This is a genomic window from Burkholderia sp. WP42 (assembly GCF_000745665.1).
Lineage (GTDB): Bacteria > Pseudomonadota > Gammaproteobacteria > Burkholderiales > Burkholderiaceae > Burkholderia > Burkholderia vietnamiensis.
Genome location: NZ_JQJT01000026.1, coordinates 16822 through 40156, shown reverse-complemented (window position 1 = coordinate 40156; position 23335 = coordinate 16822). Strand labels below are relative to the sequence as shown.

General features: G+C 67.4%; 19 protein-coding genes. 14 read left to right on the top strand and 5 right to left on the bottom strand.

The features are described from left to right. Positions 1-522 precede the first annotated feature (522 nt). The 3 genes from EX20_RS17530 to EX20_RS17520 all read left to right on the top strand — a co-directional run bounded on the left by EX20_RS17530 (position 523) and on the right by EX20_RS17520 (position 3136). Positions 523-1587 (top strand): glycosyltransferase family 4 protein, encoded by a 1065-nt coding sequence (locus tag EX20_RS17530; protein WP_011883993.1) that lies wholly within the window; start codon positions 523-525, stop codon positions 1585-1587. A 246-nt stretch (positions 1588-1833) separates the two neighbouring features. Continuing rightward, entirely contained in the window at positions 1834-2634 is an 801-nt protein-coding gene (locus EX20_RS17525) for a hypothetical protein (RefSeq protein WP_011883994.1), read from the top strand. 37 nt (positions 2635-2671) lie between these two features. Beyond that, positions 2672-3136 (top strand): DUF2214 family protein, encoded by a 465-nt coding sequence (locus EX20_RS17520; protein WP_011883995.1) that lies wholly within the window; start codon positions 2672-2674, stop codon positions 3134-3136. 88 nt (positions 3137-3224) lie between these two features. On the opposite strand, the gene gudD is transcribed toward EX20_RS17520, so the two are convergent. Further along, positions 3225-4577, bottom strand: a complete 1353-nt coding sequence (gene gudD, locus EX20_RS17515; protein WP_011883996.1) for a glucarate dehydratase — start codon at positions 4575-4577, stop codon at positions 3225-3227. A gap of 423 nt (positions 4578-5000) precedes the next feature. Here gudD and EX20_RS17510 point away from each other — a divergent pair, with 423 nt between their 5' ends. Further along, positions 5001-5762, top strand: a complete 762-nt coding sequence (locus tag EX20_RS17510) for a FadR/GntR family transcriptional regulator (protein ID WP_034194206.1) — start codon at positions 5001-5003, stop codon at positions 5760-5762. Between the two features lie 215 nt (positions 5763-5977). On the opposite strand, the gene EX20_RS17505 is transcribed toward EX20_RS17510, so the two are convergent. The 3 genes from EX20_RS17505 to pdxY form a co-directional block, all read right to left on the bottom strand. Then, positions 5978-7126: a branched-chain amino acid ABC transporter substrate-binding protein gene (locus tag EX20_RS17505; protein ID WP_011883998.1), complete on the bottom strand. Its 1149-nt coding sequence runs from the start codon at positions 7124-7126 to the stop codon at positions 5978-5980. Positions 7127-7511: 385 nt separating this feature from the next. Beyond that, on the bottom strand, positions 7512-9656 hold the full coding sequence (locus tag EX20_RS17500; RefSeq protein WP_034194205.1) for a phosphocholine-specific phospholipase C: 2145 nt from the start codon (positions 9654-9656) through the stop codon (positions 7512-7514). Between the two features lie 284 nt (positions 9657-9940). Next, the gene (gene pdxY, locus EX20_RS17495) at positions 9941-10801 is read right to left on the bottom strand and encodes a pyridoxal kinase PdxY (RefSeq protein ID WP_011884000.1); all 861 of its coding nucleotides are present in this window, start codon (positions 10799-10801) and stop codon (positions 9941-9943) included. A gap of 175 nt (positions 10802-10976) precedes the next feature. Between pdxY and EX20_RS17490 the strand changes: the two genes are divergently transcribed. Beyond that, positions 10977-12035 carry an alpha/beta fold hydrolase gene (locus EX20_RS17490; RefSeq protein ID WP_034194204.1) on the top strand — a complete coding sequence of 353 codons (1059 nt, stop codon included), beginning with the start codon at positions 10977-10979 and terminating at the stop codon, positions 12033-12035. 80 nt (positions 12036-12115) lie between these two features. On the opposite strand, the gene EX20_RS17485 is transcribed toward EX20_RS17490, so the two are convergent. Beyond that, a complete protein-coding gene (locus EX20_RS17485; RefSeq protein ID WP_011884003.1) occupies positions 12116-13114 on the bottom strand; it encodes an LLM class flavin-dependent oxidoreductase in 999 nt (332 codons plus the stop codon). A 638-nt stretch (positions 13115-13752) separates the two neighbouring features. Here EX20_RS17485 and hpnI point away from each other — a divergent pair. The 9 genes from hpnI to EX20_RS17440 all read left to right on the top strand — a co-directional run bounded on the left by hpnI (position 13753) and on the right by EX20_RS17440 (position 22652). Next, complete coding sequence (hpnI, locus tag EX20_RS17480; RefSeq protein ID WP_014722750.1) at positions 13753-14925, top strand: bacteriohopanetetrol glucosamine biosynthesis glycosyltransferase HpnI; 1173 nt, start codon at positions 13753-13755, stop codon at positions 14923-14925. A 161-nt stretch (positions 14926-15086) separates the two neighbouring features. Further along, positions 15087-16532 (top strand): hopanoid biosynthesis associated radical SAM protein HpnJ, encoded by a 1446-nt coding sequence (gene hpnJ, locus EX20_RS17475; protein WP_306306641.1) that lies wholly within the window; start codon positions 15087-15089, stop codon positions 16530-16532. A 3-nt stretch (positions 16533-16535) separates the two neighbouring features. After that, positions 16536-17420: a hopanoid biosynthesis-associated protein HpnK gene (gene hpnK, locus EX20_RS17470; RefSeq protein ID WP_034194203.1), complete on the top strand. Its 885-nt coding sequence runs from the start codon at positions 16536-16538 to the stop codon at positions 17418-17420. Continuing rightward, positions 17417-18460: a lysylphosphatidylglycerol synthase domain-containing protein gene (locus EX20_RS17465; RefSeq protein ID WP_034194202.1), complete on the top strand. Its 1044-nt coding sequence runs from the start codon at positions 17417-17419 to the stop codon at positions 18458-18460. Before hpnK ends, EX20_RS17465 begins: the two co-directional genes overlap by 4 nt. 88 nt (positions 18461-18548) lie before the next feature. Continuing rightward, positions 18549-19103, top strand: coding sequence for a hypothetical protein (locus EX20_RS17460; protein WP_011884016.1), 555 nt, complete (start codon positions 18549-18551; stop codon positions 19101-19103). A gap of 266 nt (positions 19104-19369) precedes the next feature. Next, complete coding sequence (locus EX20_RS17455; protein ID WP_011884017.1) at positions 19370-20059, top strand: ABC transporter permease; 690 nt, start codon at positions 19370-19372, stop codon at positions 20057-20059. Beyond that, entirely contained in the window at positions 20056-20769 is a 714-nt protein-coding gene (locus EX20_RS17450) for an ABC transporter permease (RefSeq protein WP_011884019.1), read from the top strand. The genes EX20_RS17455 and EX20_RS17450 overlap by 4 nt, the downstream gene beginning before the upstream one ends. 21 nt (positions 20770-20790) lie before the next feature. Beyond that, on the top strand, positions 20791-21591 hold the full coding sequence (locus EX20_RS17445) for an ABC transporter ATP-binding protein (protein ID WP_011884020.1): 801 nt from the start codon (positions 20791-20793) through the stop codon (positions 21589-21591). A gap of 20 nt (positions 21592-21611) precedes the next feature. After that, the gene (locus EX20_RS17440) at positions 21612-22652 is read left to right on the top strand and encodes a GlxA family transcriptional regulator (protein ID WP_011884021.1); all 1041 of its coding nucleotides are present in this window, start codon (positions 21612-21614) and stop codon (positions 22650-22652) included. Positions 22653-23335 lie beyond the last annotated feature (683 nt).

The following is a 23335-nucleotide window of genomic DNA, read 5'->3' as shown; positions in this document are numbered from 1 at the left end:
CCCGGACTGAATAATCCGGCATTGTAAACAAGGCCGTGCGTTGCGCTGTGCGAATCTTGCGCGAGCCTGGGGGCGCACGACCAGTTTTGAGATAAAATCCGGCATCCCGTTCGCCGCAAGGGCCTTACGTGTCGCAAAGGCAATGCCGGCAGCGATGACGGACATGGAGTGCCGAACGGGCCTTCCACTCTAGAACGGACGTCCGAGTCCGCGGGTTGCAAAGTGTTGCGCCTTTGTAACAAAGTAAAGAGTTTGAAATGGCGGGCGCCGTATCGGGATTAACCCTAGATAATCGGCTCCGGGTTCGGTCCCAGGTTTTTACGAACCCCTGTCAACGGGTCTTCGTTTCAAACGTTCTAAGCCTGTCGCGTCGCCGACGCTCCTTGTGCAGCGCGGGCAGCGCGGGCTCGACGCCCCCGGCAGGCTGATTCGTCCGATGATAGGACGAAATGCATCCAGCCCGGACCGCCGGCAGGTTGCCGACCCATACCTGGTTTTTAGCCGAATTTTTAGGAGTTACGCATGCGAATCGCCCAAATCGCTCCGTTGCACGAAGCGGTTCCCCCGAAGCTTTATGGCGGGACCGAGCGAGTGGTGTCCTATCTGACCGAAGCACTCGTCGAGATGGGGCATGACGTCACGCTGTTCGCGAGCGGCGATTCGCAAACGTCGGCGAAGCTCGAAGCGTGCTGGCCGCAGGCGCTGCGCCTCGATCCGACGATCCGCGACGTGATGGCCCCGCACATGCTGCTGCTCGAGCAAGTGCGCCGCCGCGCGGAAGAGTTCGACGTCCTGCACTGCCACATCGACTACTACCCGTTCTCGCTGTTCTCGCGTCAGCCGGTCCCGCATCTGACGACGATGCACGGCCGTCTCGACCTGCCCGAACTGCAGCCGATCTTCAACGCGTTCAGCGACGTGCCGGTCGTGTCGATCTCCGACAACCAGCGCATCCCGCTGCCGCAGGCGAACTGGCTGTCGACCGTGTACCACGGCCTGCCGGAAAACCTGCTGACGCCGATCCCGAACGTGAAGCCGAGCTATCTCGCGTTCCTGGGCCGCATCTCGCCGGAAAAGCGCGTCGACACCGCGATCCGCATCGCCGAGCAGGCCGGCCTGCCGATCAAGATCGCCGCGAAGCTCGACAAGGCCGACCGCGCGTATTACGAAGAGAAGATCAAGCCGCTGTTCGCGCTGCCGCACGTCGAGTACATCGGCGAGATCAGCGAAGCCGAAAAGACCGAATTCCTCGGCAATGCGCACGCGCTGCTGTTCCCGATCGACTGGCCGGAGCCCTTCGGCCTGGTGATGATCGAGGCGATGGCCTGCGGCACGCCGGTGATCGCGTTCAAGCGCGGCTCGGTGCCGGAAGTGATCGACAACGGCGTGTCGGGCTTCGTCGTCGAAGACGAGCTGTCGGCCGTCGCCGCGCTCAAGCGCCTCGATACGCTGCCGCGCGAGAAGGTGCGCGCCGCGTTCGAAGCCCGCTTCTCGTCGAAGGTGATGGCGCAGAACTACGTGAAGGCGTACGAGGAACTGCTGCGCCAGAAGCGCCGCACGGTGCTGCGCGAAGTCAACGCAGGCTGACGCCGAGTCGCCGGCCGCGCTGCGGCCGGTGTCGGCACCGACGCCCCGTCCGGGTTTCCGGCGGGGCGTCGTCACATCTGCCGTGCCGATCCGTTGCGATCTGTTGTATTCTCGCCGCGCCCGACGCCGCGAACGGCGCGGGAACCGATCGGGCACGCGATCGAGCCGTCTGTCCAGACGGTAATGTCCCTATAATGGCCGTGCCGCGAAATCCGGCCCCGCACGAACATCGATAGGAGAGCAGTCTTGGCGAGAACGAAAACCACGCGCGCAGCGCCGGCCCCCGGCGCCGGCGTGATCTTCGCATTGCGCGCGATCGGTCTCGTGCTGCTCGCGCGCTGGCTGTTCTCGATGTCGCAGATGGGCTATCGCGCCTCGCTGTCGGCGATGGTGTCGTCGCCCTGGGCGTTCGTCTATCTGGTGCTGATCTTCCTGTTGCTCGCGCTGCCCGGCGCCGCCGCGCGCGCCGAGCGTCCGTTTCATCCGCTGCCGCAATGGCTGCGCCAGGCGCTGCGCGTGTTCGCGCTGATCGGTTTCCTGTTCGCCGTCTGGTCGATCGGCGCGTTCGCGTGGGCGGCCGGCTGGCGCCGCGCGCTGCATGCGGTGACGGCGACCAACGGCTGGCTCGTCGCCGCGCCCGCGTTGTATGCGGCGATCGTGTGGATGTGCCGTCCGCGGCCGCTGTGGCGCACCAACGTCGCCGCGCGCCGTTTCGCGATCGGCCGCTATGCGATTTCGCTCGACACGCTCACCCGCACCGCGATCGTCTGGATGGAGAGCCGCAAGGTCGGCCAGTACGACGCGCGCGAGCTGTCGGTGCGCTGGCCCGGCCGGCCGGCCGCGGCCGCGGCGGACGGGCTCGCCGCATCGGCCGTCGCCGCGCCGCCGCGCGGCAGCCTGTTCCGGCGGCCCAAAGTGGAGCTGCTGTGGGATTCGCCGGCGGCCGTCGGCCATAACCGGCAGACCGTGTTGCGCGCGCCGCTCGCGACCGAAGGCGACCGCGTCGCGGTCCTCGCGCTCGACGCGGCGCTCAAACAGATCGTCTAATCGCGCTCGCGCGGCGCGCGGGCGACAAGGAGCCTCAATGATCGTCCGATGGTTGCTCGCAGCGGTTCACCTGATGGCATTCGGCGTCGCGTTCGCCGGGATCGCGGCACGCAATCGCGCGCTGCGGCGCGTGATCGCGTCGGCACAGGCTGCCGACCTGCCCGGTGTGTTCAAGGCCGACGCGGTGTGGGGCGCGTCGGCGCTGGTGTTGATCGCGACGGGGCTTGCGCGCGCCTTCGGCGGTTTCGAGAAGGGCACCGCGTACTACCTTCACGAGCCGCTCTTCCACCTCAAGATGACCGCGCTCGTGCTGATCCTGCTGCTCGAAATCGTGCCGATGCTCGGGCTGCTGCGCTGGCGCGGCGCCGTGCGGCGGCAGCAGACCCCCGATCTGCGGCGCGCCCGCACCTATGTGCGGATCGGCCACTGGCAGGCGGTGCTCGTGATGGTGATCGTGTTCGCCGCGGCGGGCATGGCGCGCGGCATCGGGCTCGCCGGCTAGCGTAGCGCGGCGTCGAAGCGCGGGCGCGGCCGGCGAGCCGCGCATCGTCTCTACCGGGCCGTTGCGCGGCCCGGCTTCGCCTTACCTTTTAGCGCACCAGGCTCGGACGCTTGTTGTCGAACGTCCATCCGGGAATCAGATATTGCATGGCGGCCGCATCGTCGCGGGCGCCGAGCCCGTGCTGCTTGTACAGCTCGTGCGCGCGTGCGACCGCGTCCATGTCGATGTCGATGCCGAGGCCCGGCCGCTTCGGCACTTCCACGAGCCCGTTGGCGATCTTCAGCGGCTCGCGCGTCAGCCGCTCGCCGTCCTGCCAGATCCAGTGCGTATCGATCGCGGTCACCTGGCCGGGCGCCGCCGCCGCGACGTGCGTGAACATCGCGAGCGACACGTCGAAATGGTTGTTCGAATGCGAGCCCCACGTGAGGCCCCAGTCGCGGCACATCTGCGCGACGCGCACCGAGCCCTGCATCGTCCAGAAATGCGGATCGGCCAGTGGGATGTCGACGGCCTGCAGCTGGATCGCGTGACCCATCTGGCGCCAGTCGGTCGCGATCATGTTGGTCGCCGTCGGCAGCCCGGTCGCGCGGCGGAACTCGGCCATCACCTCGCGGCCCGAATAGCCGTTCTCCGCGCCGCAGGGGTCTTCCGCATAGGCCAGCACGTGATGCTGGTCGCGGCACAGCCGCACGGCTTCGTCCAGCGACCACGCGCCGTTCGGGTCGAGCGTCACGCGCGCGTCGGGAAAGCGCTCGGCGAGCGCCGTCACGGCCTCGATTTCGCGCGCGCCTTCGAACACGCCGCCCTTCAGCTTGAAGTCGTTGAAGCCGTAGCGGGCATGCGCGGCTTCGGCGAGGCGCACGACCGCGTCGGGCGTCAATGCGGCTTCGTCGCGCACGCGCGTCCAGTCGTCGGTCGCGTCGCGGCCGTCGCGGTAGGGCAGTGCGGTCCTGGTGCGGTCGCCGACGTAGAACAGGTAGCCGAGCATCTCCACCTGCTCGCGCTGCTGGCCTTCGCCGAGCAGCGCGGCCACGGGCACGCCGAGATGCTGGCCGAGCAGGTCGAGCAGCGCGGCTTCGAGCGCGGTGACGGCGTGGATCGTCGTGCGCAGGTCGAAGGTCTGCAGCCCGCGGCCGCCCGCGTCGCGATCGGCGAACGTCCGGCGCACGTCGTTGAGCACCGCATGGTAATTGCCGACCGGCTGGCCGACGACGCACGCGCGCGCGTCGTCGAGCGTGCGGCGGATGCTTTCGCCGCCCGGCACTTCGCCGACGCCGATGCGGCCCGCGCTGTCTTTCAGGATCACGAGGTTGCGCGTGAAGAACGGGCCGTGCGCGCCGCTCAGGTTCAGCAGCATGCTGTCGTGGCCGGCGACCGGAATGGCTTGCAGATCGACGATGCGCGGCGTGTCGTGGGAAGGCGAGGCGGTGACGGCGTTCATGGCGGCGATGACGAGAGAGTAGGCGATGCCGTGCGGCAAATGCTTTGCCGCGCGCGGCGCGAGGTGCGATCATTCGACAACCGACGTGCGCGGCGCACGAACCGCGCCCGTCGACAGCAACCCGCGAGGGGCGAGCGACGCGCGCCCGATGCCGGTGCCGCATCGGACGGAAGCCAGGCGCGCAGGTGCGCCTCGATCCACTGCCGAACCGCGCGCCGGCATCTGCACGCAGGTGCGAACGCCGATGAAGACCTATCACGGGACCGGGCAGGCACTGCGCCTGCCGCGGTCGACAGGAGATCCGTGTGGTCATCATCAGTCGTCGGATGACTTGTGACGCAGTATAATGAATCCACGGCGTTCGCTCAAACCCCGCGTAAACCCTCGGCTCACATTACGATCACTCAAAAAGGAACCGGCCTCATGTCCGTGCCCACGCTTCCCGCAGCGCCGCGCCGTCGCGCCCGCAGCCTCGCACAAGATGTCGTCGACGCGCTGACCGCGCAGATCGAAAACGGCACGCTGCGTCCCGGCGACAAGCTGCCGACCGAAACCGAAGTCATGGCGGCGCAGGGCGTCAGCCGCACGGTCGTGCGCGAAGCGATCTCGCGGATGCAGGCGAGCGGCCTGATCGAAACGCGCCACGGGATCGGCAGCTTCGTGCTGGAGCCGTCGCGTCGTCGGGCGCTCGGGATCGATCCCGCGACCATCACGACGCTGCGCGACGTGCTCGCGGTGCTCGAGCTGCGGATCAGCCTCGAGAGCGAGTGCGCGAGCCTTGCCGCGCAACGCGCGAGCGACGCGGATCTCGCCGCGCTGCGCCGCGCGCTCGACGCGATCGCCTCGGGGGCGGGCGGCGGTCACGACACCGCGCAGCTCGACTTCCAGTTCCATCTGCAGATCGCGCAGTCGACCGGCAACCGCTATTTCGTCGACATCATGACGCAGCTGGGCGCGTCGATCATTCCGCGCACGCGGGTGAATTCCGCCCGCTTCGCGGGCGACGACCTGGAGCGCTACGTGGGCCGGCTCAATCACGAGCACGAGGACATCTACGAGGCCATCGCACGCCACGACCCGGAGGCCGCGCGCGCCGCGATGCGCACGCACCTCACCAATAGCCGCGAGCGGCTGCGCCGCGCGCACGAGGCGGCCGAAGCGGAGCGTGATACGCAAGCCGGCTGAGACGCATGGCCACGCGGTGACGTGCGCCGCATGCAGAGTGTATTGAGATCGGTCGTCGTATGAGATGGTGGCGACCTTGTCGGCGCAGTGGCCGCCGGCGCGCGTCGCGACCGCTCGCCACGCACGCCGGGGCAGGAGCGGCCGCGACGCGCATCGTCGTCGCGGCCCGCGCCGGGCGCCCGGTACAGCCGTCCGGGCGCGGTGCTGCCGGTCGATCAGCCTCCCTTCGTCACGATGGTCTTCCACGTGCCGTTCTTCACCTGGTACAGCGTCGACATCCCGCTCTTCAGCGAGCCGTCGTTGGCGAACGAGATGCGTCCGGTCACGCCTTCGAAGTCCACTTTCTTCAGCGCCGGGCGATAGACCTTCGGATCCGTCGAATTGGCCGCCTGCATCGCCTTGATCGCGGCCCATGCGGCGTCGTAGCCGAACTGCGCGTACGACAGCACGTCGACGCCGAAGCGCTTCTTGAAGCGCTTCTCGAAATCCTTGCCCTGCGGCAGTTCATCGAGCGGCCGGCCGTATTCCCAGGCCATCGCGCCTTCGGCGGCCGGGCCGGCGATCTTCACGAACTCGTTGTCCTTCACGCCGCCGCCGCCGACGAACTGCGCGGTCAGCCCGAGCTGGCGCATCTGCTTGATGAAGTTCGCGGCCAGCGAATCGAGGCCGCCGAAGAAGATCAGGTCGGGATTCTTGCCCTTCAGGCTGGTGATCTGCGCGCGGAAGTCGACGGCCTGGTTGTTGGTGAACTCGCGGCCGATGATGTTGCCGCCGGCCGCCTTCACGGCCTTCTCGAACTCGTCCGCCTCGCCCTGGCCGAACGCGGTGCGGTCGTCGATGATCGCGATGCGTTTCGCCTTCGTCACGTCGACGGCGTACTTGCCCGCGTTGCCCGCGTTCTGGCCGTCGGTCGCGATCACCATGAACATGTTCGCGAGCCCGCGCGACGTGAGCGTCGGGTTGGTGGCGGCCGGGTCGATCACCGGGATGCCGGCCTTGTCGTAGACGACCGACGCCGGAATCGTCGTGCCCGAGTTGAAGTGGCCGATCACCACCGACACGTTCTGGTCGACCAGCGCCTGCGCGGCCTGCACGCCGATGCGCGGGTCGGCCTGATCGTCCTGCACGACGAGGTCGAAATGCGCGGGCTTGCCGGCGATCTGCACCTTCTGCGCGACCGCATCGTCGAGCGCGAGCTGCACGCCGTTCTGTAGATCCTTGCCGTAGCCGGCGTTCACGCCCGTGAGCGGTGCGGCGAAACCGACCTTCACGTCGGTTGCGTCGGCGGCGCGGGCGGCCTGTTGCGAGAGGAGTGCCAATGCGGATACGACCGATACCGACAGCAGGGAATGACGAAATTTCATGTTCGTTCCTCTTGTTCTACACCAGCGGGTGGATTCCGCACGCATCCGGCAGCCGGATGCGCGCGACGGGCGGGCGGTTCAACCGCTTCTCTGATCGGGCGGGTAGGTCCGGCGTGCTGCCATTCCAGGGAAGACGCTCCCGGCAGGCTCGGCGAGGAGCCCCGATCGCTTCGATTTATAGGTCGCCGATATGTGCGGGTCTTGGCAATTTGCCGCGCATTCGATGCGGATTTGCGCATAGCTTCCGCGCGTGCGGCAGCGGCCGGTATCGGGAGTTTCCCGTCACGAGCGGACGGGCGAATGGAGGCAGGGCGGAAGGCGGGTAGGGCAGGAGGATGCGGAAGCGACGCAGCCCCGCGGCGGGGCTGCGTCGCGATTGCCGTCGTCAGTCGGACAGCGCGTCCGACGCGCTTTCTACGACGTCCTGCGTCGCGCTCGTGCGGATCGCCGGGTCGCTGGTGCTCGGCCGGCCGGTCTCGACGTGGCCCGCGAAGCGGCGCACGAAGCCGAGCGGCCGCTCGTCGCTGACGGTCAGGTCATACCAGCCGTGGCTGCCGCGCAGGTCCCAGTAGTCGTCGACGTGGGCGCCCGGCGCGAGCTCGAACGTGCGTGCGCCGCGGTGGCCGTACGCGTTGCTCACCTTGAGCCGCACCGCCTTGTGGCCGCGGTTCATCAGACGCAGCGTGATGTTGCCGTTCGCGACGTCGTAGCCGTAGACCACCTCGGGGTTCGCGCTCGTGCCGCCGACGCCGCTCGCGAACGAGCCGCGGAAATGGCAGTAGAAGCCGTTCGGGCCGTACACGTCGAGGTCGTACAGGCCGAGCGACGCGGCGGCGCTCCACGTATCGGCGATCCGCTTGCCGGCTTCGACCGTGTACGTCCACGGGCCGTCGACGCGGTTGCGCGACTGCACCTGGAACGCCGCACCGGCGCGGCCCGTGTTCGCGAAGGTCAGCCGGAACTGGCCGCTCGCGGGCTCGACGCGGCCGTGCACGAACAGCTCGTACGGCAGCGCGCGCGCCGGACGCAGCCCGGCTTCCTGTTTCGGCACCGTCTGCAGCGCCGGCGGCACGGGGACGTAGTCGGGATGGCGCACGCGGTCGGCCGGCGCGTAGCCGCTCGTGTCCGGCAGCGTCGGCCAGGCGGCGTCGGCGTTCGAGAAGTCGAACGCCGACGTCAGGTTGCCGCACACCGCGCGGCGCCACGGCGATACGTTCGCGGCCGTGATCGGATATTGCGCACCGAAGCGCGCTTCGATGAATTGCAGCAGCGACGTGTGATCGAAGGTCTGCGAGCAGACCCAGCCGCCCTTGGTCCACGGCGACACCACGAGCATCGGCACGCGCGGCCCGAGCCCGTACGCGCCCGCCATGTGCGACGCGTCGCCGGCGAACACCTCGTTGGTCGTCGCGACGGTCGACAGCCCGTTATCGCGCGACTGCGGCGCGAACGGCGGCGGCACGTGGTCGAAGAAGCCGTCGTTTTCGTCGTAGGTGATGAAGAGCGCGGTCTTGCTCCACACGTCCGGGTTCGACACCAGCACCTTCAGCACTTGCTCGATGTACCACGCGCCGTAGTTCGCCGGCCAGTTCGGATGCTCGGAGTACGCTTCCGGCGCGCAGATCCACGACACCTGCGGCAGCGTGCCGTTCTTCACGTCCTGCTCCAGCACGTCGAACAGCGTGCCGCCGGCGCTGATGTTGGTGCCGGTGCGCGCCTTCTCGTACAGCGGCGTGCCGGGCAGCGCGTTGCGGTACTGGTTGAAGTACAGCAGCGCGTTGTCGCCGTAGTTGCCGATGTACGGGTTCTGCGTCCAGCCCCACGAGCCCTTCGCGTCGAGCCCGGTGCCGACGTCCTGGTAGATCTTCCACGACACGCCGGCCTGCTCGAGCACTTCCGGATAGGTCGTCCAGCCATAGCCCTGTTCCTCGTTGCCGAGCACCGGGCCGCCGCCCGTGCCGTCGTTGCCGACGTAGCCGGTCCACATGTAGTAGCGGTTCGGGTCGGTCGAGCTCGGGATCGCGCAGTGGTACGCGTCGCAGATCGTGAACGCGTCGGCGAGCTGATAGTGGAACGGGATGTCGTCGCGCTTCAGGTACGCCATCGTCGTGGTGCCCTTGTTCGGCACCCACTGATCGTAGCGGCCTTTGTTCCACGCGGCATGCATGTCCTGCCAGCCGTGCGGCAGATCCTGCAGGAACTGCAGGCCGAGGTTGTCGGCGCCCGGATGGAACGGCAGCACCTCGGCCGGGCCGGCCGGCTGGTGGAACACGGACTTGCCGCTCGCGAGGCGCAGCGGCCGCGGGTCGCCGAAGCCGCGCACGCCGCGCATCGTGCCGAAGTAATGGTCGAACGAGCGATTCTCCTGCATCAGGATCACGATGTGTTCGATGTCGCGGATCGTGCCGGTACGGCGGTTCGCGGGAATGGCGAGCGCATCGCGGATCACGGGCGGGAACAGGTTCAGCGCGGCGGCGCCGGCGGTGCCGGCGGCGACGCGGAGGAAGTCACGACGGGTCGATCGGGTCATGGTCGTTATCGTGGGGTAAAGGGGAGCCGGTTGGCGGGACATGCGGAACAACGGAACAGGCTGGCGCGCCCGGACGCAGGATGCGGCTGCGTCGGTCGTGCGGACGCGAGCATAGCGAGCAAACGGTGTCATTCATGTGAAGTCGGAAACGTTTGCACGGTTTGCAGGTACGGCGCGGGTTCGGTTGGGGCAGCGATGGCCCGCGTGGACGGCGGGAGAAGGGCGGCGCGCGGCGCGCCGCGCAGGCTTCGACACGCGGCGCCGCACGCCGCGCTACGGCTGCGTCAGGCGTCGGTCACCCACGCGCCGAACCACTCGCTCGGCCGCGCGATTTCATCCTGGGCGGCGACGAGCTCGAGCTCGTAGCGGCGTGCGTCGTAGGTCGCCTTGACCACCGCGTGCACGGCCGCGAGCGTGTGCTCGAACGCGCCGCGCACGGAATCGCCGCGCAGCCGGCGCGCGACGAAGATCGCGCTGGTGAGGTCGCCCACGCCGACCGGATGGCGCGGAAACGCATAGAGCGGACGCTGGCCGATCCATGCTTCGGTTTCGGTGACGGCCAGCATGTTGAAGCGGTCGGCCGGGCTGTTACGGTCGTGCAGGTGCTTGACGAGAATGAGCTTCGGGCCGCGGCGGATCAGGGCGCGGCACGCGTCCACGGCTTCGGCGACCGTCTCGATGCGCCGCCCCGCGAGCTTCTGCAGCTCGGTGTGGTTCGGCGACATGCCGTCGGCGAGCGCCGGCATCTCGTCGACGATGTATTCCTCGACGCCGGGCTCGGGCCGGATTCCGCCGGTCTGGCCCAACGCCGGATCGCAGAAGTACCACGCGTTCGGGTTCATCGCCTTCACCGTGCGCACGATCTCGACCGTGGCGCGCGCCTGCGCCGGCGAGCCGACGAAGCCGGACAGCACCGCGTCGCAGCGCTTCAGGCCGCCGATCGCGGCGACACCGTCGACCAGCTGCTCCATCTTCGCGGCGTCGATCGCGCTGCCGGCCCAGTGCCCGTACTGCATGTGGTTGGACAGCTGGACGGTGTTGAGCGGCCAGACGTTGACGCCGAGCCGTTGCATCGGAAACACGGCCGCGCTGTTGCCGGCATGTCCGTAGATCACGTGCGACTGAATGCTGAGGACGTTTTTCATGGGCGCTCGCCTGCAGGCGTTTCAGGGTCACGTCACAAGATACCCGAGTTCGTCGCGCGCGCGGAAGTCGCGCGGCCTTCGAGTGTTGCGCGCCGCCGTCAGCCCGACCGCGTAGAATCGCGGGGCGTGTGGCTGCCCGGCCGCCGCGCGTGCCCGTCCCATTACCGTGAGCGCCATGTTTTCGACTTCCCCGATCTTGTCCGTCGCGCGCGCCGCGTGGCTGGCCGCCGGCATCGCCGCCGCTGCGAGCGTCGCCACGGCCGCCGCCCCGACGCCGGCCGGCAACGACGGGCCCGCGTACGGCCCGCGGCTGGAAGGGTTCGCCTATCCGGCGCCGGTGCATCGCCATGCGTTCGTGTCGCAGCGCGAAACGCTCGAAATGGACTACATGGACGTGCAGCCGGCGCACCCGAACGGCCGCACCGTCGTCCTGCTGCACGGCAAGAACTTCTGCGCGGCGACCTGGGAGGACACGATCGACGTGCTGAGCCACGCTGGCTATCGCGTGGTCGCGCCGGACCAGATCGGCTTCTGCAAGTCGTCGAAGCCGGAGCGCTATCAGTACAGCTTCCAGCAGCTCGCGCGCAACACGCACGCGCTGCTCGAGTCGATCGGCGTGAAGTCGGCGACGCTCGTCGGCCATTCGACCGGCGGGATGCTCGCGATGCGCTACGCGCTGATGTATCCGAAGGCGACCGACCAGCTGGTGCTGGTGAACCCGATCGGCCTCGAGGACTGGAAGGCGCTCGGCGTGCCGCCGCTGTCGGTCGATTACTGGTACGCACGCGAGCTGAAGACGACGGCCGACGGCATCCGCCGCTACGAGCAGGCGACCTACTACGCGGGCAAGTGGGCGCCGTCGTACGAGCGCTGGGTGCAGATGCTCGCCGGCATGTATCGCGGCGCGGGCCGCGACGCGGTCGCGTGGAATTCGGCGCTCGTCTACGACATGATCTTCACGCAGCCGGTGGTCTACGAGCTCGGCGCGATTCGCGTGCCGACGCTGCTGCTGATCGGCGACAAGGACACGACCGCGATCGGCAAGGACGCCGCGCCGCCGGACGTGCACGCGAAGCTCGGCCGTTATCCGGAGCTTGCGAAGCGCACGCAGGCGGCGATTCCCGGTGCGCAACTGATCGAATTCCCGGCGCTCGGGCACGCGCCGCAGATCCAGGATCCGGACGCGTTCCACAAGGCGCTGCTCGACGGGATGGCTGCGGTCCATCCGCAGTGACGAAGTGACGAAGCGACGAAGCGACGAAGCGACGAAGCGACGGGCGGGCGCGCGCCGCGAGCGGCGGCGCGGCCGCACCGTCAGCGCGTTTCGCTCGCCAGCTCGTCGCGGATCTGCGCGGCCAGCTCGAACGAGCGCAGCCGCGCCGCGTGATCGTAGATCTGGGCGGTGACGATCAGCTCGTCCGCACCCGTCTGCGCGATCCGGTCGCGTAACTGGTCGCGCACCGTGTCGCGCGAGCCGACGGCCGCGAACGACAGCGCATGCGCGACGTTCGCGAGTTCGAATTCGCTGGCCTCGAGCGCGTCGACCGGCGGCGGCAGCTTGCCCGGCGTGCCGCGGCGCAGGTTGATGAACTGCTGCTGCAGCGACGTGAAGAGGCGCCGTGCTTCTTCGTCGGTATCGGCGGCGAACACGTTCACGCCGACCATCGCATACGGCTTCGGCCACGCGGCCGACGGGCGGTATTGCGCGCGATAGAGTTCGAGCGCGCGCATCAGATAGTCCGGCGCAAAGTGCGATGCGAATGCGAACGGCAAGCCGAGCATCGCGGCGAGCTGCGCGCTGAACAGGCTCGAGCCGAGCAGCCAGATCGGCACGTCGAGCCCCGCGCCGGGCACCGCCCGCACGCGCTGGCCGGGCACCGGCGCCGCGAAGTAGCGCTGCAGCTCGGCGACGTCGTCCGGAAAGGAATCGGCGCTGCCGATCAGGTCGCGCCGCAGCGCGCGCGACGTGGTCTGGTCGGTGCCGGGCGCGCGGCCGAGCCCGAGGTCGATGCGGCCGGGGTACAGCGACGCCAGCGTGCCGAACTGCTCGGCGATCACGAGCGGCGCGTGGTTCGGCAGCATGATCCCGCCCGAGCCGACGCGGATCGTCTGCGTCGCGCCCGCCACGTGGCCGATCACGACGGCGGTCGCCGCGCTCGCGATACCCGGCATGTTGTGGTGCTCGGCGAGCCAGTAGCGGCGGTAGCCGAGGCGTTCCGCATGCTGCGCCAGATCGACGGTGTTGCGGAATGCCTGCGCGGCGTCGGCGCCTTCGGGGATGGGGGCGAGGTCGAGTACGGAAAACGGAATCATCGGATGGCCTTCGAAAGGAGGGGCGCGGTGATGCGCATGCGCAACAGATGACGACGATTCTGCCAAAGGGCCGCGCCGCGCGCTGGCGACGCACGGATACCCACACGCCTTACAGGGCTGCAAGCCACGCCCGTTTCATTGTTGCGAAAATCGATCCAATCCACGAATAATTACCAAACTTTACGGCGATTCCACGTGTCTTCGCACCGACGCACAATTCTCGACGAAATGTTTGATTTTGCAGACGGCAATACGCCTGCAAAGCGCTTACGCTAATGTCGGCAGGCCGGCGCCGAAATGGTTTGCCGGCCGCGCAGCTTTGCCGAAATTGCACCAGTCCGTTTCATGTTGCTCCGCGCGTGACGGTGCGCGGGCTGCTAAAATCCTGCGCCTGTCCATGTTTTGCCGATGCCAGCCATTCGAGTCTTCCCGCATCCCGTTCCGGGTTTCGCGTGAGGGGGCGGCCGCGCGAAGCCGGGCATGGCCGCTTTCGGGGCGAGCCGTGCCGCCCCTCATACAGACGCTGCTGGAACAAGGAGTCGGGTCGTGCCCGCGTTCGTCGCTGTCGTAATACCCCATCACGTTCAACCCGGTTCGAACGATCGACGTGCCGCCCGCGGTGCCGGGAGGCATGCCGCATGATGCCGACCGTCACGCTGCTCGACTGGCTGCTGGTCGCCTTCACGCTCGCCGCGGCCGGCTATGCGCTCGTCGCGGCCTTCGCGCCGGCGCCGCGCACGCCGCGCACCGCCGCGCGCGACGGCTTCGAGCCGGTCAGCGTGCTCAAGCCGCTGTGCGGCGCGGAGCCGCATCTGTACGAGAACCTCGCGACCTTCTGCGAACAGCGCCACCCGCGCCATGAAGTGCTGTTCGGCGTCGCGTCGGCGTCCGATCCGGCGATCGCGGTGGTCGAGCGGCTGCGTGCCGACTACCCGGAATGCGACATCACGCTCGTGATCGACGCGCGCGTGCACGGCAAGAATCTGAAGGTCAGCAACCTGATCAACCTGGCCGAGCGCGCGAAGTACGGCCGCATCGTGATCGCGGACAGCGACATCGCGGTGCAGCCCGATTATCTGGAGCGCGTGACGGCGCCGCTCGCCGATCCGTCGGTCGGCGTCGTCACGTGCCTGTATCATGCGCGCAGCGTCGGCGGCTTCTGGACGCGGATCGGCGCGCAGTTCGTCGACGCGTGGTTCGCGCCGTCGGTGCGGATCACGCACCTGGGCCGCTCGAGCCGCTTCGGGTTCGGCGCGACGCTCGCCGTCACGCGCGATACGCTCGATCGGATCGGCGGTTTTCTCGCGCTGAAGGACGAGCTCGCCGACGACTTCTGGCTCGCCGAGCTGCCGCGCCGCCTCGGGCGGCGCACCGTGTTGTCCGAGGTCGACGTCGCGACCGACGTGATCGAGCCGTCGTTCGGCCCGCTGTGGCATCGCGAGACGCGCTGGCTGCGCACGATCCGGTCGCTGAACCCGATGGGCTTCGCGTTCCTGTTCATCACGTTCACCGTGCCGTGGCTCGCGATCGGCGCGGCGCTCGCGCTGCGGCTGGACGGCACCGTTGCGGGCACGCTCGCGGGCGGCGCGGCCATCGTCGGTGCGTTCGGGCGGCTCGTGCTGCATGCGCGCGGCGAGGACGGCTGGAGTGCGTTCTGGCGCGACCTGCCGCTCGTGGCGGTACGCGACACGCTGCTCGCGCTCGAATGGCTGGCGGCCGCGTACGGCTCGCAGGTCGTGTGGCGCGGCGCGCGTATGACTGTCGTCGGCGGCGAGCGCGCGCCGGCGGTGGAAGGCGGCGACGGCTGCTGACGAGCATGTTGGGGGAGCCGGCCGCGCGCCCGCTCCCGAGCGAATCCGGCCCGAGGGCCGAGACGCGCCGCGCGGCCACGCCGCGCGACGCGACATGACAGAGGCGGGCGCCCACAGCGCGGCCCGCGGTTGATTGAAACTGAATCGTTGAAACGAATCGAATTATGCAGGCTACCGGAGCATTCATGAAAACGCTGTTCTTGCAGGCCCCTTCGTACGATGGCTTCGACGGCGGAGCCGGCTCGCGCTATCAGGCGAAGCGCGAAATCCGTTCCTTCTGGTACCCGACCTGGCTCGCGCAGCCGGCCGCGCTCGTGCCGGGCAGCCGCGTCGTCGACGCGCCGGCCGACGGCCTGTCGGTCGAGGAGACGCTGAAGATCGCCAACGACTACGATCTCGTGATCATCCACACGAGCACGCCGTCGTTCCCGACCGACGCGATGTTCGCGCAGGACCTGAAGAAGATGAAGCCGTCGCTGCTGGTCGGCATGGTCGGCGCGAAGGTGATGGTCGATCCGCACAATTCGCTGACGGCGAGCGACGCGATCGACTTCGTGTGCCGCGAGGAATTCGACTACACCTGCAAGGAAATCGCCGAAGGCAAGCCGTTCCCGGAGATCAAGGGCTTGAGCTGGCGCGCGAAGGACGGCTCGATCGAGCACAACGAAGCGCGTCCGATCCTCGAGAACATGGACGAGCTGCCGTTCGTCGCGCCCATCTACAAGCGCGACCTGAAGATCGACAACTACTTCATCGGCTACCTGAACTATCCGTACGTGTCGATCTACACGGGCCGCGGCTGCAAGTCGCGCTGCACGTTCTGCCTGTGGCCGCAGACGGTCAGCGGCCATCGCTATCGCACGCGCTCGGTCGAGAACGTGCTCGCCGAAGCGAAGTGGATCCGCGACAACATGCCGGAAGTGAAGGAACTGATGTTCGACGACGATACCTTCACCGACGACCTGCCGCGCGCCGAAGCGATCGCGATCGGGCTGGGCAAGCTCGGCATGACGTGGTCGTGCAACGCGAAGGCGAACGTGCCGTACAAGTCGCTGAAGATCATGAAGGAAAACGGCCTGCGCCTGCTGCTGGTCGGCTTCGAATCCGGCGACGACCAGATCCTCGTGAACATCAAGAAGGGCGTGCGCACCGATTTCGCGCGCCGCTTCAGCGCGGACTGCAAGAAGCTCGGCATCAAGATCCACGGCACCTTCATCCTCGGCCTGCCGGGCGAGACGCCGGAAACCATCAAGAAGACGATCGAGTACGCGAAGGAAATCAATCCGCACACGATCCAGGTGTCGCTGGCCGCGCCGTATCCGGGCACGACGCTGTACAAGCAGGCCGTCGAGAACGGCTGGATGGAAGAGAACAAGACGATCAACCTCGTCAGCAAGGAAGGCGTGCAGCTGGCCGCGATCGGCTATCCGCACCTGTCGCGCGACGAGATCTATCACCATCTCGAGCAGTTCTATCGCGAGTTCTATTTCCGTCCGTCGAAGATCTGGGAAATCGTCCGCGAGATGCTGACGAGCTGGGACATGATGAAGCGCCGTCTGCGCGAAGGCGTGGAGTTCTTCCGCTTCCTGCGCGCGCACGAGGCCTGATTCGTGACGACGCAGCGGGCGGCGCGGGCGCTGATCTTCACCGCGGACGACTTCGGGCTGCATCCGCGCGTGAACGCGGCGGTCGAGCGCGCGCATCGCGACGGCGTGCTCAACGCCGCGAGCCTGATGGTCGGCGCGAGCGCCGCGCAGGATGCGATCGAGCGCGCGCGGCGGCTGCCGTCGCTCGCGGTCGGTCTGCATCTGGTGCTCGCGGACGGGCCGGCCACGCTGCCCGCGCATGAGATACCGGCGCTCGTCGGCCGCGACGGGCGCTTCGGCGACGCGATGGCGAAGGACGGCTGCCGCTTCTTCTTTCTGCCGCACGTGCGCGCGCAGCTGCGCCGCGAGATCCGCGCGCAGTTCGAGGCGTTCGCGGCGAGCGGCCTGCCGCTCGACCACGTGAACGCGCACAAGCATTTCCATCTGCATCCGACCGTGCTGTCGATGATCATCGACATCGGTCGCGACTACGGGCTGCGCGCCGTGCGGCTGCCGTACGAAGCGAGCGCGAGCGCGCTGCTCAAGCCGTGGATCGCGCTGGTGCGCGCGCGGCTCGACCGCGCGGGGCTCGCGCACAACGATTACGTGGTCGGCATCGAGCATACGGGCGCCATGGACGAGCGCGTGCTGCTCGACGCGCTCGCCGCGCTGCCGCCCGGTGTCGGCGAGATCTATTGCCATCCGGCCGAAGCCGGCGACGGCCCGATCACGCCGACGATGGCCGATTACCGTCCGGCCGACGAGCTCGACGCGCTGCTGTCGCCGCGCGTCGCGGCGGCGCTGAAGGCGGCCGGCGTCGCGACCGGCGGGTTCGCCGACGTGTTCGGTCAGCGCGCGGCGCGGCGCGGCGCGCAGCACGCGCGCGAAGCGGGAGCGCAGCCGTCGTGACCAAGTGGATCAAATGGCTCGGCTGGCCGATCGGCATCGGGATCCTGCTGGCGCTGGGCCTGCACGAGGGTATCGGCGACGTGTCGCGGATGATCGAGCGCGCCGGCTTCGCGCTGCTGTGGCTCGTGCCGTTTCACGCGCTGCCGCTGCTGCTCGACGCGTACGCGTGGCATCAGCTGCTCGACCGTCGCGCGACGCTGCCGTTCCTGTGGTGGATCGCGACCGTGCGCGAGGCGGTGAACCGGCTGCTGCCGGTCGTCGGCATCGGCGGCGAGCTGGTCGGCATCCGGCTCGCGCGCTGGCAGGTGGCCGACGCGAGCCGCGTGACCGCGTCGGTGATCGTCGAGGTGCTGGTGACGATCGTCGTCCAGTATGCGTTCGCGGCGCTCGGCCTCGTGCTGCTGCTGGCGACCACGCACGACATGGGCGGTGGCACGATCGGCCTCGCGCTGGTGCTGACGCTGCCGTTGCCGGTGCTCGGCGTCGTGCTGATGCGCCGCGGCGGCGTCTTCCACGCGATCGAGCGTTTTGCCGGGCGCTTGCTCGGCGATTCGCACCGCTTGCTGCAGGGCGTCGACGGCCGGCGGCTCGATCGCGACATCGATGCGCTGATGTCGCGCACCGCGCTGCTGTTCAGCGCGTTCTTCTGGCAGCTGGCCGGCTACGTGCTCGGTGCGCTCGAGATCTACTGGGCGCTCGCGCTGCTCGGCCATCCGGTGTCGATCGGCGGCGCGGTCGCGATCGAGGCGATGACGCAGGCCGTGCGCCATGCGGCGTTCATGGTGCCGGGCGGCCTCGGCGTGCAGGAGGCCACCGTCGTGCTGCTCGCGCAGATGTTCGGCGTCGATCGCGAGAGCGCGCTGTCGCTCGCGCTGGTCAAGCGCGGCCGTGAGGTGCTGTTCGGCTGTCTCGCGCTCGGCTCGTGGCAGCTGGCCGAGCTCGTGCGCACGCGCGGCCGGATCGCCGCGATCCCGGCCGCCGCGCGCGTCGCGCAGCCGCTGCGCGGCGAGCGCGAGCGTCGGACCGAATCGACCCATTGAACGGGTGACGGGCCGCGCGGCCCGTCTCGCGCTTTTGGCGCGGCGCGGGTATGCTTGCCGCGTGTTTTCTCGACGCGCAATTCTTCCGATGATCTTTCGTTTCCGGCTGTTTCCCGTGACGCTGCTGGCTGCCGCACTCGCGCTGTCCGGCTGCAACGACAAGGGCGATCTCGACGTGCAACGCATCAGGGATTTCTTCACCGCGATCAAGCCGGCGCCGCTGCTGCTCAAGGGGCTGAAGGTCGGTGTGTCGACCGAGGCCGACGTGCGCGAGACGATGGGCAAGCCCGACACCGAGCGCATGTTCACCGACGGCTCGAAACGCCTCGAATATCCGCGCGGGCCGATGGGCAACCAGACCTGGTTCGTCGATCTCGACGCGAGCGGCCATTACGTCGGCGCGACCCAGGTGCTCACCGCCGAGAATTTCGCGAAGGTGCGCCCCGGCATGAACGAGGACGAGGTGCGGCGCCTGCTCGGCAAGCCGGGCGACGTCGCGCAGTATCCGCTCAAGCCCGAGACGGTATGGAGCTGGCGCTGGCTCGAGGACGGCGTGAACACCGACGCGTTCTTCAACGTCCATTTCGGCCCGGACGGGCTCGTCTACACGACTTCGCGCTCCGACATCCTGAAGGGGCGCTGACTCCCGGCGCGTCGCGATATCGAAAAAGCGACCGGAAAATTGCAAAAAAGCCGCTTCCCTGCGTGTTGTACGACTGTCAGGGAGCGGCTTTTTTCCTTTTGAAACAGCGCCGTAGCCCGCGCGTTCAAATTGCCGCATCGTTTGCTGCGACGCAGCAATGACGGACGAGGTGATTTGAGACAAATATTTTCGCTTGCGACTATCCGCGTCAGCCCGGCGTGGGACAGGTATGCGCGCCGGTAACCCTGTCAACACTGGAGACGCGCGTGTTCCTTTACGGCTTTGGTCCCGTCCTGTGGGCCGGCACCGTGCAGACCATCGAGCTGTCGGTTCTGTCGCTCGCCACCGCGGTGGCGCTGGGGCTGATCGGCGCGGTGGCGAAGCTGTCGCACAACCGGGTGCTGCGAGCGATCGCGACCGGCTATACGACGCTGATCCGCTCGGTGCCCGATCTCGTCCTGATGCTGCTGCTGTTCTACAGCATTCAGATCTGGCTGAACCAGTTCACCGACCTGCTGGGCTGGGACCAGATCGACATCGATCCGTTCGTCGCCGGCGTGCTGACGCTCGGCTTCATCTACGGTGCGTACTTCACCGAGACGTTCCGCGGCGCGTTCCTGTCGGTGCCGCGCGGCCAGCTCGAAGCGGGCGCGGCCTACGGGATGAGCGGCGCGCGCGTGTTCGCGCGGATCATGTTTCCGCAGATGATGCGCTTCGCACTGCCTGGCATCGGCAACAACTGGCAGGTGCTCGTGAAGGCGACCGCACTGGTGTCGATCATCGGCCTCGCGGACGTCGTGAAGGCCGCGCAGGACGCCGGCAAGAGCACGTTCAACATGTTCTTCTTCATTCTCGTTGCGGCGCTGATCTATCTTGCGATCACGACCGTTTCCAATCTCGTGCTGATCCAGCTCGAGAAGCGTTATTCCATGGGCGTGCGGCACGCAGAACTATGATCGAGATTCTCCAGGAATTCGGCCAGGCGTTTCTTTACTGGGACGGCCAGCGGCTGTCCGGCCTCGCGGTGACGTTGTGGCTGCTGGTCGCGTCGATTTCGCTCGGCTTCGTGTGCGCGGTGCCGCTCGCCGTTGCACGCGTGTCGAAGAAGCGCTGGGTGTCGACGCCGGTGCGCCTCTACACGTACGTGTTTCGCGGCACGCCGCTCTACGTGCAGTTGCTGCTGATGTACACGGGCATGTACAGCCTCGAGTTCGTCCGTTCGCATTCGCTGCTCGACGCGTTTTTCCGCAGCGGCTTCAACTGCGCGATTCTTGCGTTCGCGCTGAACACGTGTGCGTACACGACGGAGATCTTCGCCGGTGCGATCCGTGCGATTCCGCACGGCGAGGTCGAGGCTGCGCGCGCATACGGGATGTCGCCGTTCACGATGTACCGGCGCGTGATCGTACCGTCGGCGCTGCGGCGTGCGCTGCCGCTGTACAGCAACGAGGTGATCCTGATGCTGCACGCGACCACCGTCGCGTTCACCGCGACCGTGCCGGACATTCTGAAAGTCGCGCGCGACGCCAATTCCGCGACCTACATGGCGTTCCAGTCGTTCGGCCTCGCCGCGCTGATCTATCTTGCGGTATCGTTCGCACTCGTCGCGGCATTTCGCCGGGCGGAGCGCCACTGGCTCGCGTATCTCGCGGCCGGACGTCATTGATTTCACTTCGAGGAGAGCCAGTTGGCCGAGATCACTCAAACGAGCGCGTCCGCTTCCGTCAAGCTTGCCGCGGTCGACATTCACAAGCGCTATGGCGATAACGAGGTGCTCAAGGGCGTGTCGCTGAACGCGAAGGCCGGCGACGTCATCAGCATCATCGGCGCGAGCGGTTCGGGCAAGAGCACGTTCCTGCGCTGCATCAATTTTCTCGAGCGGCCGAACGCGGGGCAGATCGTCGTCGACGGCGAGACCGTGCGCACGAAGACCGACCGTGCCGGCGCGCTGGAAGTTGCCGATCACAAGCAGTTGCAGCGGATCCGCACGAAGCTGGCGATGGTGTTCCAGCACTTCAATCTGTGGGCGCACATGAACGTGCTCGAGAACGTGATGGAAGCGCCGGTGCATGTGCTCGGCATCACGAAGAAAGAGGCCGAGGAGCGTGCGCGCGAGTATCTGGAGAAGGTTGGTCTGCCGCCGCGCGTCGAGAAGCAGTATCCGTCGCATCTGTCGGGCGGCCAGCAGCAGCGCGTCGCGATCGCGCGGGCGCTCGCGATGCATCCGGACGTGATGCTGTTCGACGAGCCGACGTCGGCGCTCGATCCGGAACTCGTCGGCGAGGTGTTGAAGGTGATGCAGAAGCTCGCCGAGGAGGGTCGCACGATGATCGTCGTCACGCACGAGATGGGTTTTGCGCGCAACGTGTCGAACCACGTGATGTTCCTGCATCAGGGGCGGACCGAGGAGCAGGGCGATCCGAAGGAAGTGCTGGTGCGTCCGCAGAGCGAGCGTCTGAAGCAGTTCCTGTCGGGCAGTCTCAAGTAACGCGACGGGCGGTTTTCATCGTGGTCCCGGTGTCTCGTCCCGCAGGCGCCACCCGCACGACGCAGGTGGCGATCGTTGCGTTGCCGCCCGTGTCGATGTCGGGTGTGGGGCCGATCGTCGATGCGTTGAATCTCGCGAACGAGATCGACGGGCGGCTGTTGTATCGGTGGCAGGTGTGTTCGTGGGACGGGCGGCCGGTGCCGCTCGCCGGCGGTGCGCACTGGCATGCCGATGCGGCGTTCAACGATGCGATCGCGTGTGACTGGCTGATCGTCGTATCGGAGCGGTTTCAGCAGTTCGCCGACTATCGGTTGTTTCTCGCGAGCCTGGCGCGGGTCGGGCAGCGTACGCCGGTCGTCAGCGGGATTCACCACGGCGTGTGGTGGCTGGCGATGGCGGGGCAGTTGTCCGGGTATCGCGTGAGTGTGAACTGGGAGACGTATCAGCAGTTTGCCGAGCAGTTCGAGCGTTCGATCGTCACGCAGCAGATCTTCGAGATCGATCGTGATCGGGCGACCTGTGCGGGCGGGCAGGCGACGGTCGATTTCATGCTGGCGATGATCGGCCGTGAGCATGGGGCCGATCTGGCGGAGCGGATTGCCGATGCGCTGGGCGCCGGCACGCTGCGCAGCGGCGAGGAGCGGCAGCGGATTCCGTTCGTTACTGCGCCCGGCGAGCGGCATCCGCGGCTCAACGATGCGTTGTTGCTGATGGAGGCCAATATCGAGGATCCGCTCACGACCGACGAGATTGCCGGGTTGGTGGGCGTGTCGCGGCGGCAGCTCGAGCGGTTGTTTCGGCAGTATCTTGGGGCGATGCCGTCGAAGTATTACCTCAATCTTCGGTTGCTCAAGGCGCGTACGCAGTTGCAGCGGACCAGCAAGTCGGTCGTGCAGGTCAGTCTCGCCTGTGGGTTTTCTTCTGCTGCGCATTTTTCCAATGCTTATCGCGAGCGGTTTGGGGTGACGCCGCGGGAGGATCGGCGGGCGTGGCTCGAGAAGCAGACCGGGGGTGGGAGTGAGCCGCGGGCTGGGGCGTTGGTCGAGCGTCATGGGGATTAGCTAGCGCGGTTTTGTCGTGCGACTTGGCGTTGGCGTGAAATACCTGTGATCGTGTCGGTCTATTAGCGTCGCCCCTGCGCGGGGCGGCGGTTACTTTTCTTTGTCTTGCCAAAGAAAAGTAACCAAAAGAAAGGCGCTCAGATAACGCATGACCTCCCGGTGCCATGGCACCCGGAGTGGCCACCGCCTAAGTGTCCGCGCCAGTAACGAAGCCGGAGTGGTTCGAGAAATAGTTCTGACATCACTCACCACACCACAGATCGGTATACCGCCCGCTAGCTCCGTCCTCGCTTCGCTCGGACGACGGGCAACTCCCCGGTTTCAAGGTGAGCGATCCGTGTATCCGCAATGGTTCCGGATTGCCAAGCATAGAGAAAATCGTCCGGTTGTAATCGTGAAGGGGGCATTGATCTGGAGCACTTATTTCATGGCCAGCTCGCGCACATGGCGCAGATTTTGCGGTTGAAGTACCTTGCAGCCGAGCGCAGCGAGGATGGAGCTAGCGGGCGGTATACCGCTCTGTGGTGTGGTGAGTGATGTCAGAACTATTCTCGAACCACTCCGGTGACCATGGCACCGGGAGGTCACGCGTTATCTGAGCGCCTTTCTTTTGGTTACTTTTCTTTGGCAAGACAAAGAAAAGTAACCGCCGCCCCGCGCAGGGGCGACGCTAATAGACCGAC

Bases quoted from the DNA above. Each gene is read 5' to 3' on its own strand.
- gudD (WP_011883996.1), bottom strand. From the start codon at position 4,577: ATGAACGCCGTCACCGCCTCGCCTTCCCACGACACGCCGCGCATCGTC.
- EX20_RS17450 (WP_011884019.1), top strand. From the start codon at position 20,056: ATGATCGAGATTCTCCAGGAATTCGGCCAGGCGTTTCTTTACTGGGAC.
- EX20_RS17505 (WP_011883998.1), bottom strand. From the start codon at position 7,126: ATGAAATTTCGTCATTCCCTGCTGTCGGTATCGGTCGTATCCGCATTG.
- EX20_RS17510 (WP_034194206.1), top strand. From the start codon at position 5,001: ATGTCCGTGCCCACGCTTCCCGCAGCGCCGCGCCGTCGCGCCCGCAGC.
- EX20_RS17490 (WP_034194204.1), top strand. From the start codon at position 10,977: ATGTTTTCGACTTCCCCGATCTTGTCCGTCGCGCGCGCCGCGTGGCTG.
- EX20_RS17500 (WP_034194205.1), bottom strand. From the start codon at position 9,656: ATGACCCGATCGACCCGTCGTGACTTCCTCCGCGTCGCCGCCGGCACC.
- EX20_RS17485 (WP_011884003.1), bottom strand. From the start codon at position 13,114: ATGATTCCGTTTTCCGTACTCGACCTCGCCCCCATCCCCGAAGGCGCC.
- hpnI (WP_014722750.1), top strand. From the start codon at position 13,753: ATGATGCCGACCGTCACGCTGCTCGACTGGCTGCTGGTCGCCTTCACG.
- EX20_RS17520 (WP_011883995.1), top strand. From the start codon at position 2,672: ATGATCGTCCGATGGTTGCTCGCAGCGGTTCACCTGATGGCATTCGGC.
- EX20_RS17530 (WP_011883993.1), top strand. From the start codon at position 523: ATGCGAATCGCCCAAATCGCTCCGTTGCACGAAGCGGTTCCCCCGAAG.
- EX20_RS17460 (WP_011884016.1), top strand. From the start codon at position 18,549: ATGATCTTTCGTTTCCGGCTGTTTCCCGTGACGCTGCTGGCTGCCGCA.
- pdxY (WP_011884000.1), bottom strand. From the start codon at position 10,801: ATGAAAAACGTCCTCAGCATTCAGTCGCACGTGATCTACGGACATGCC.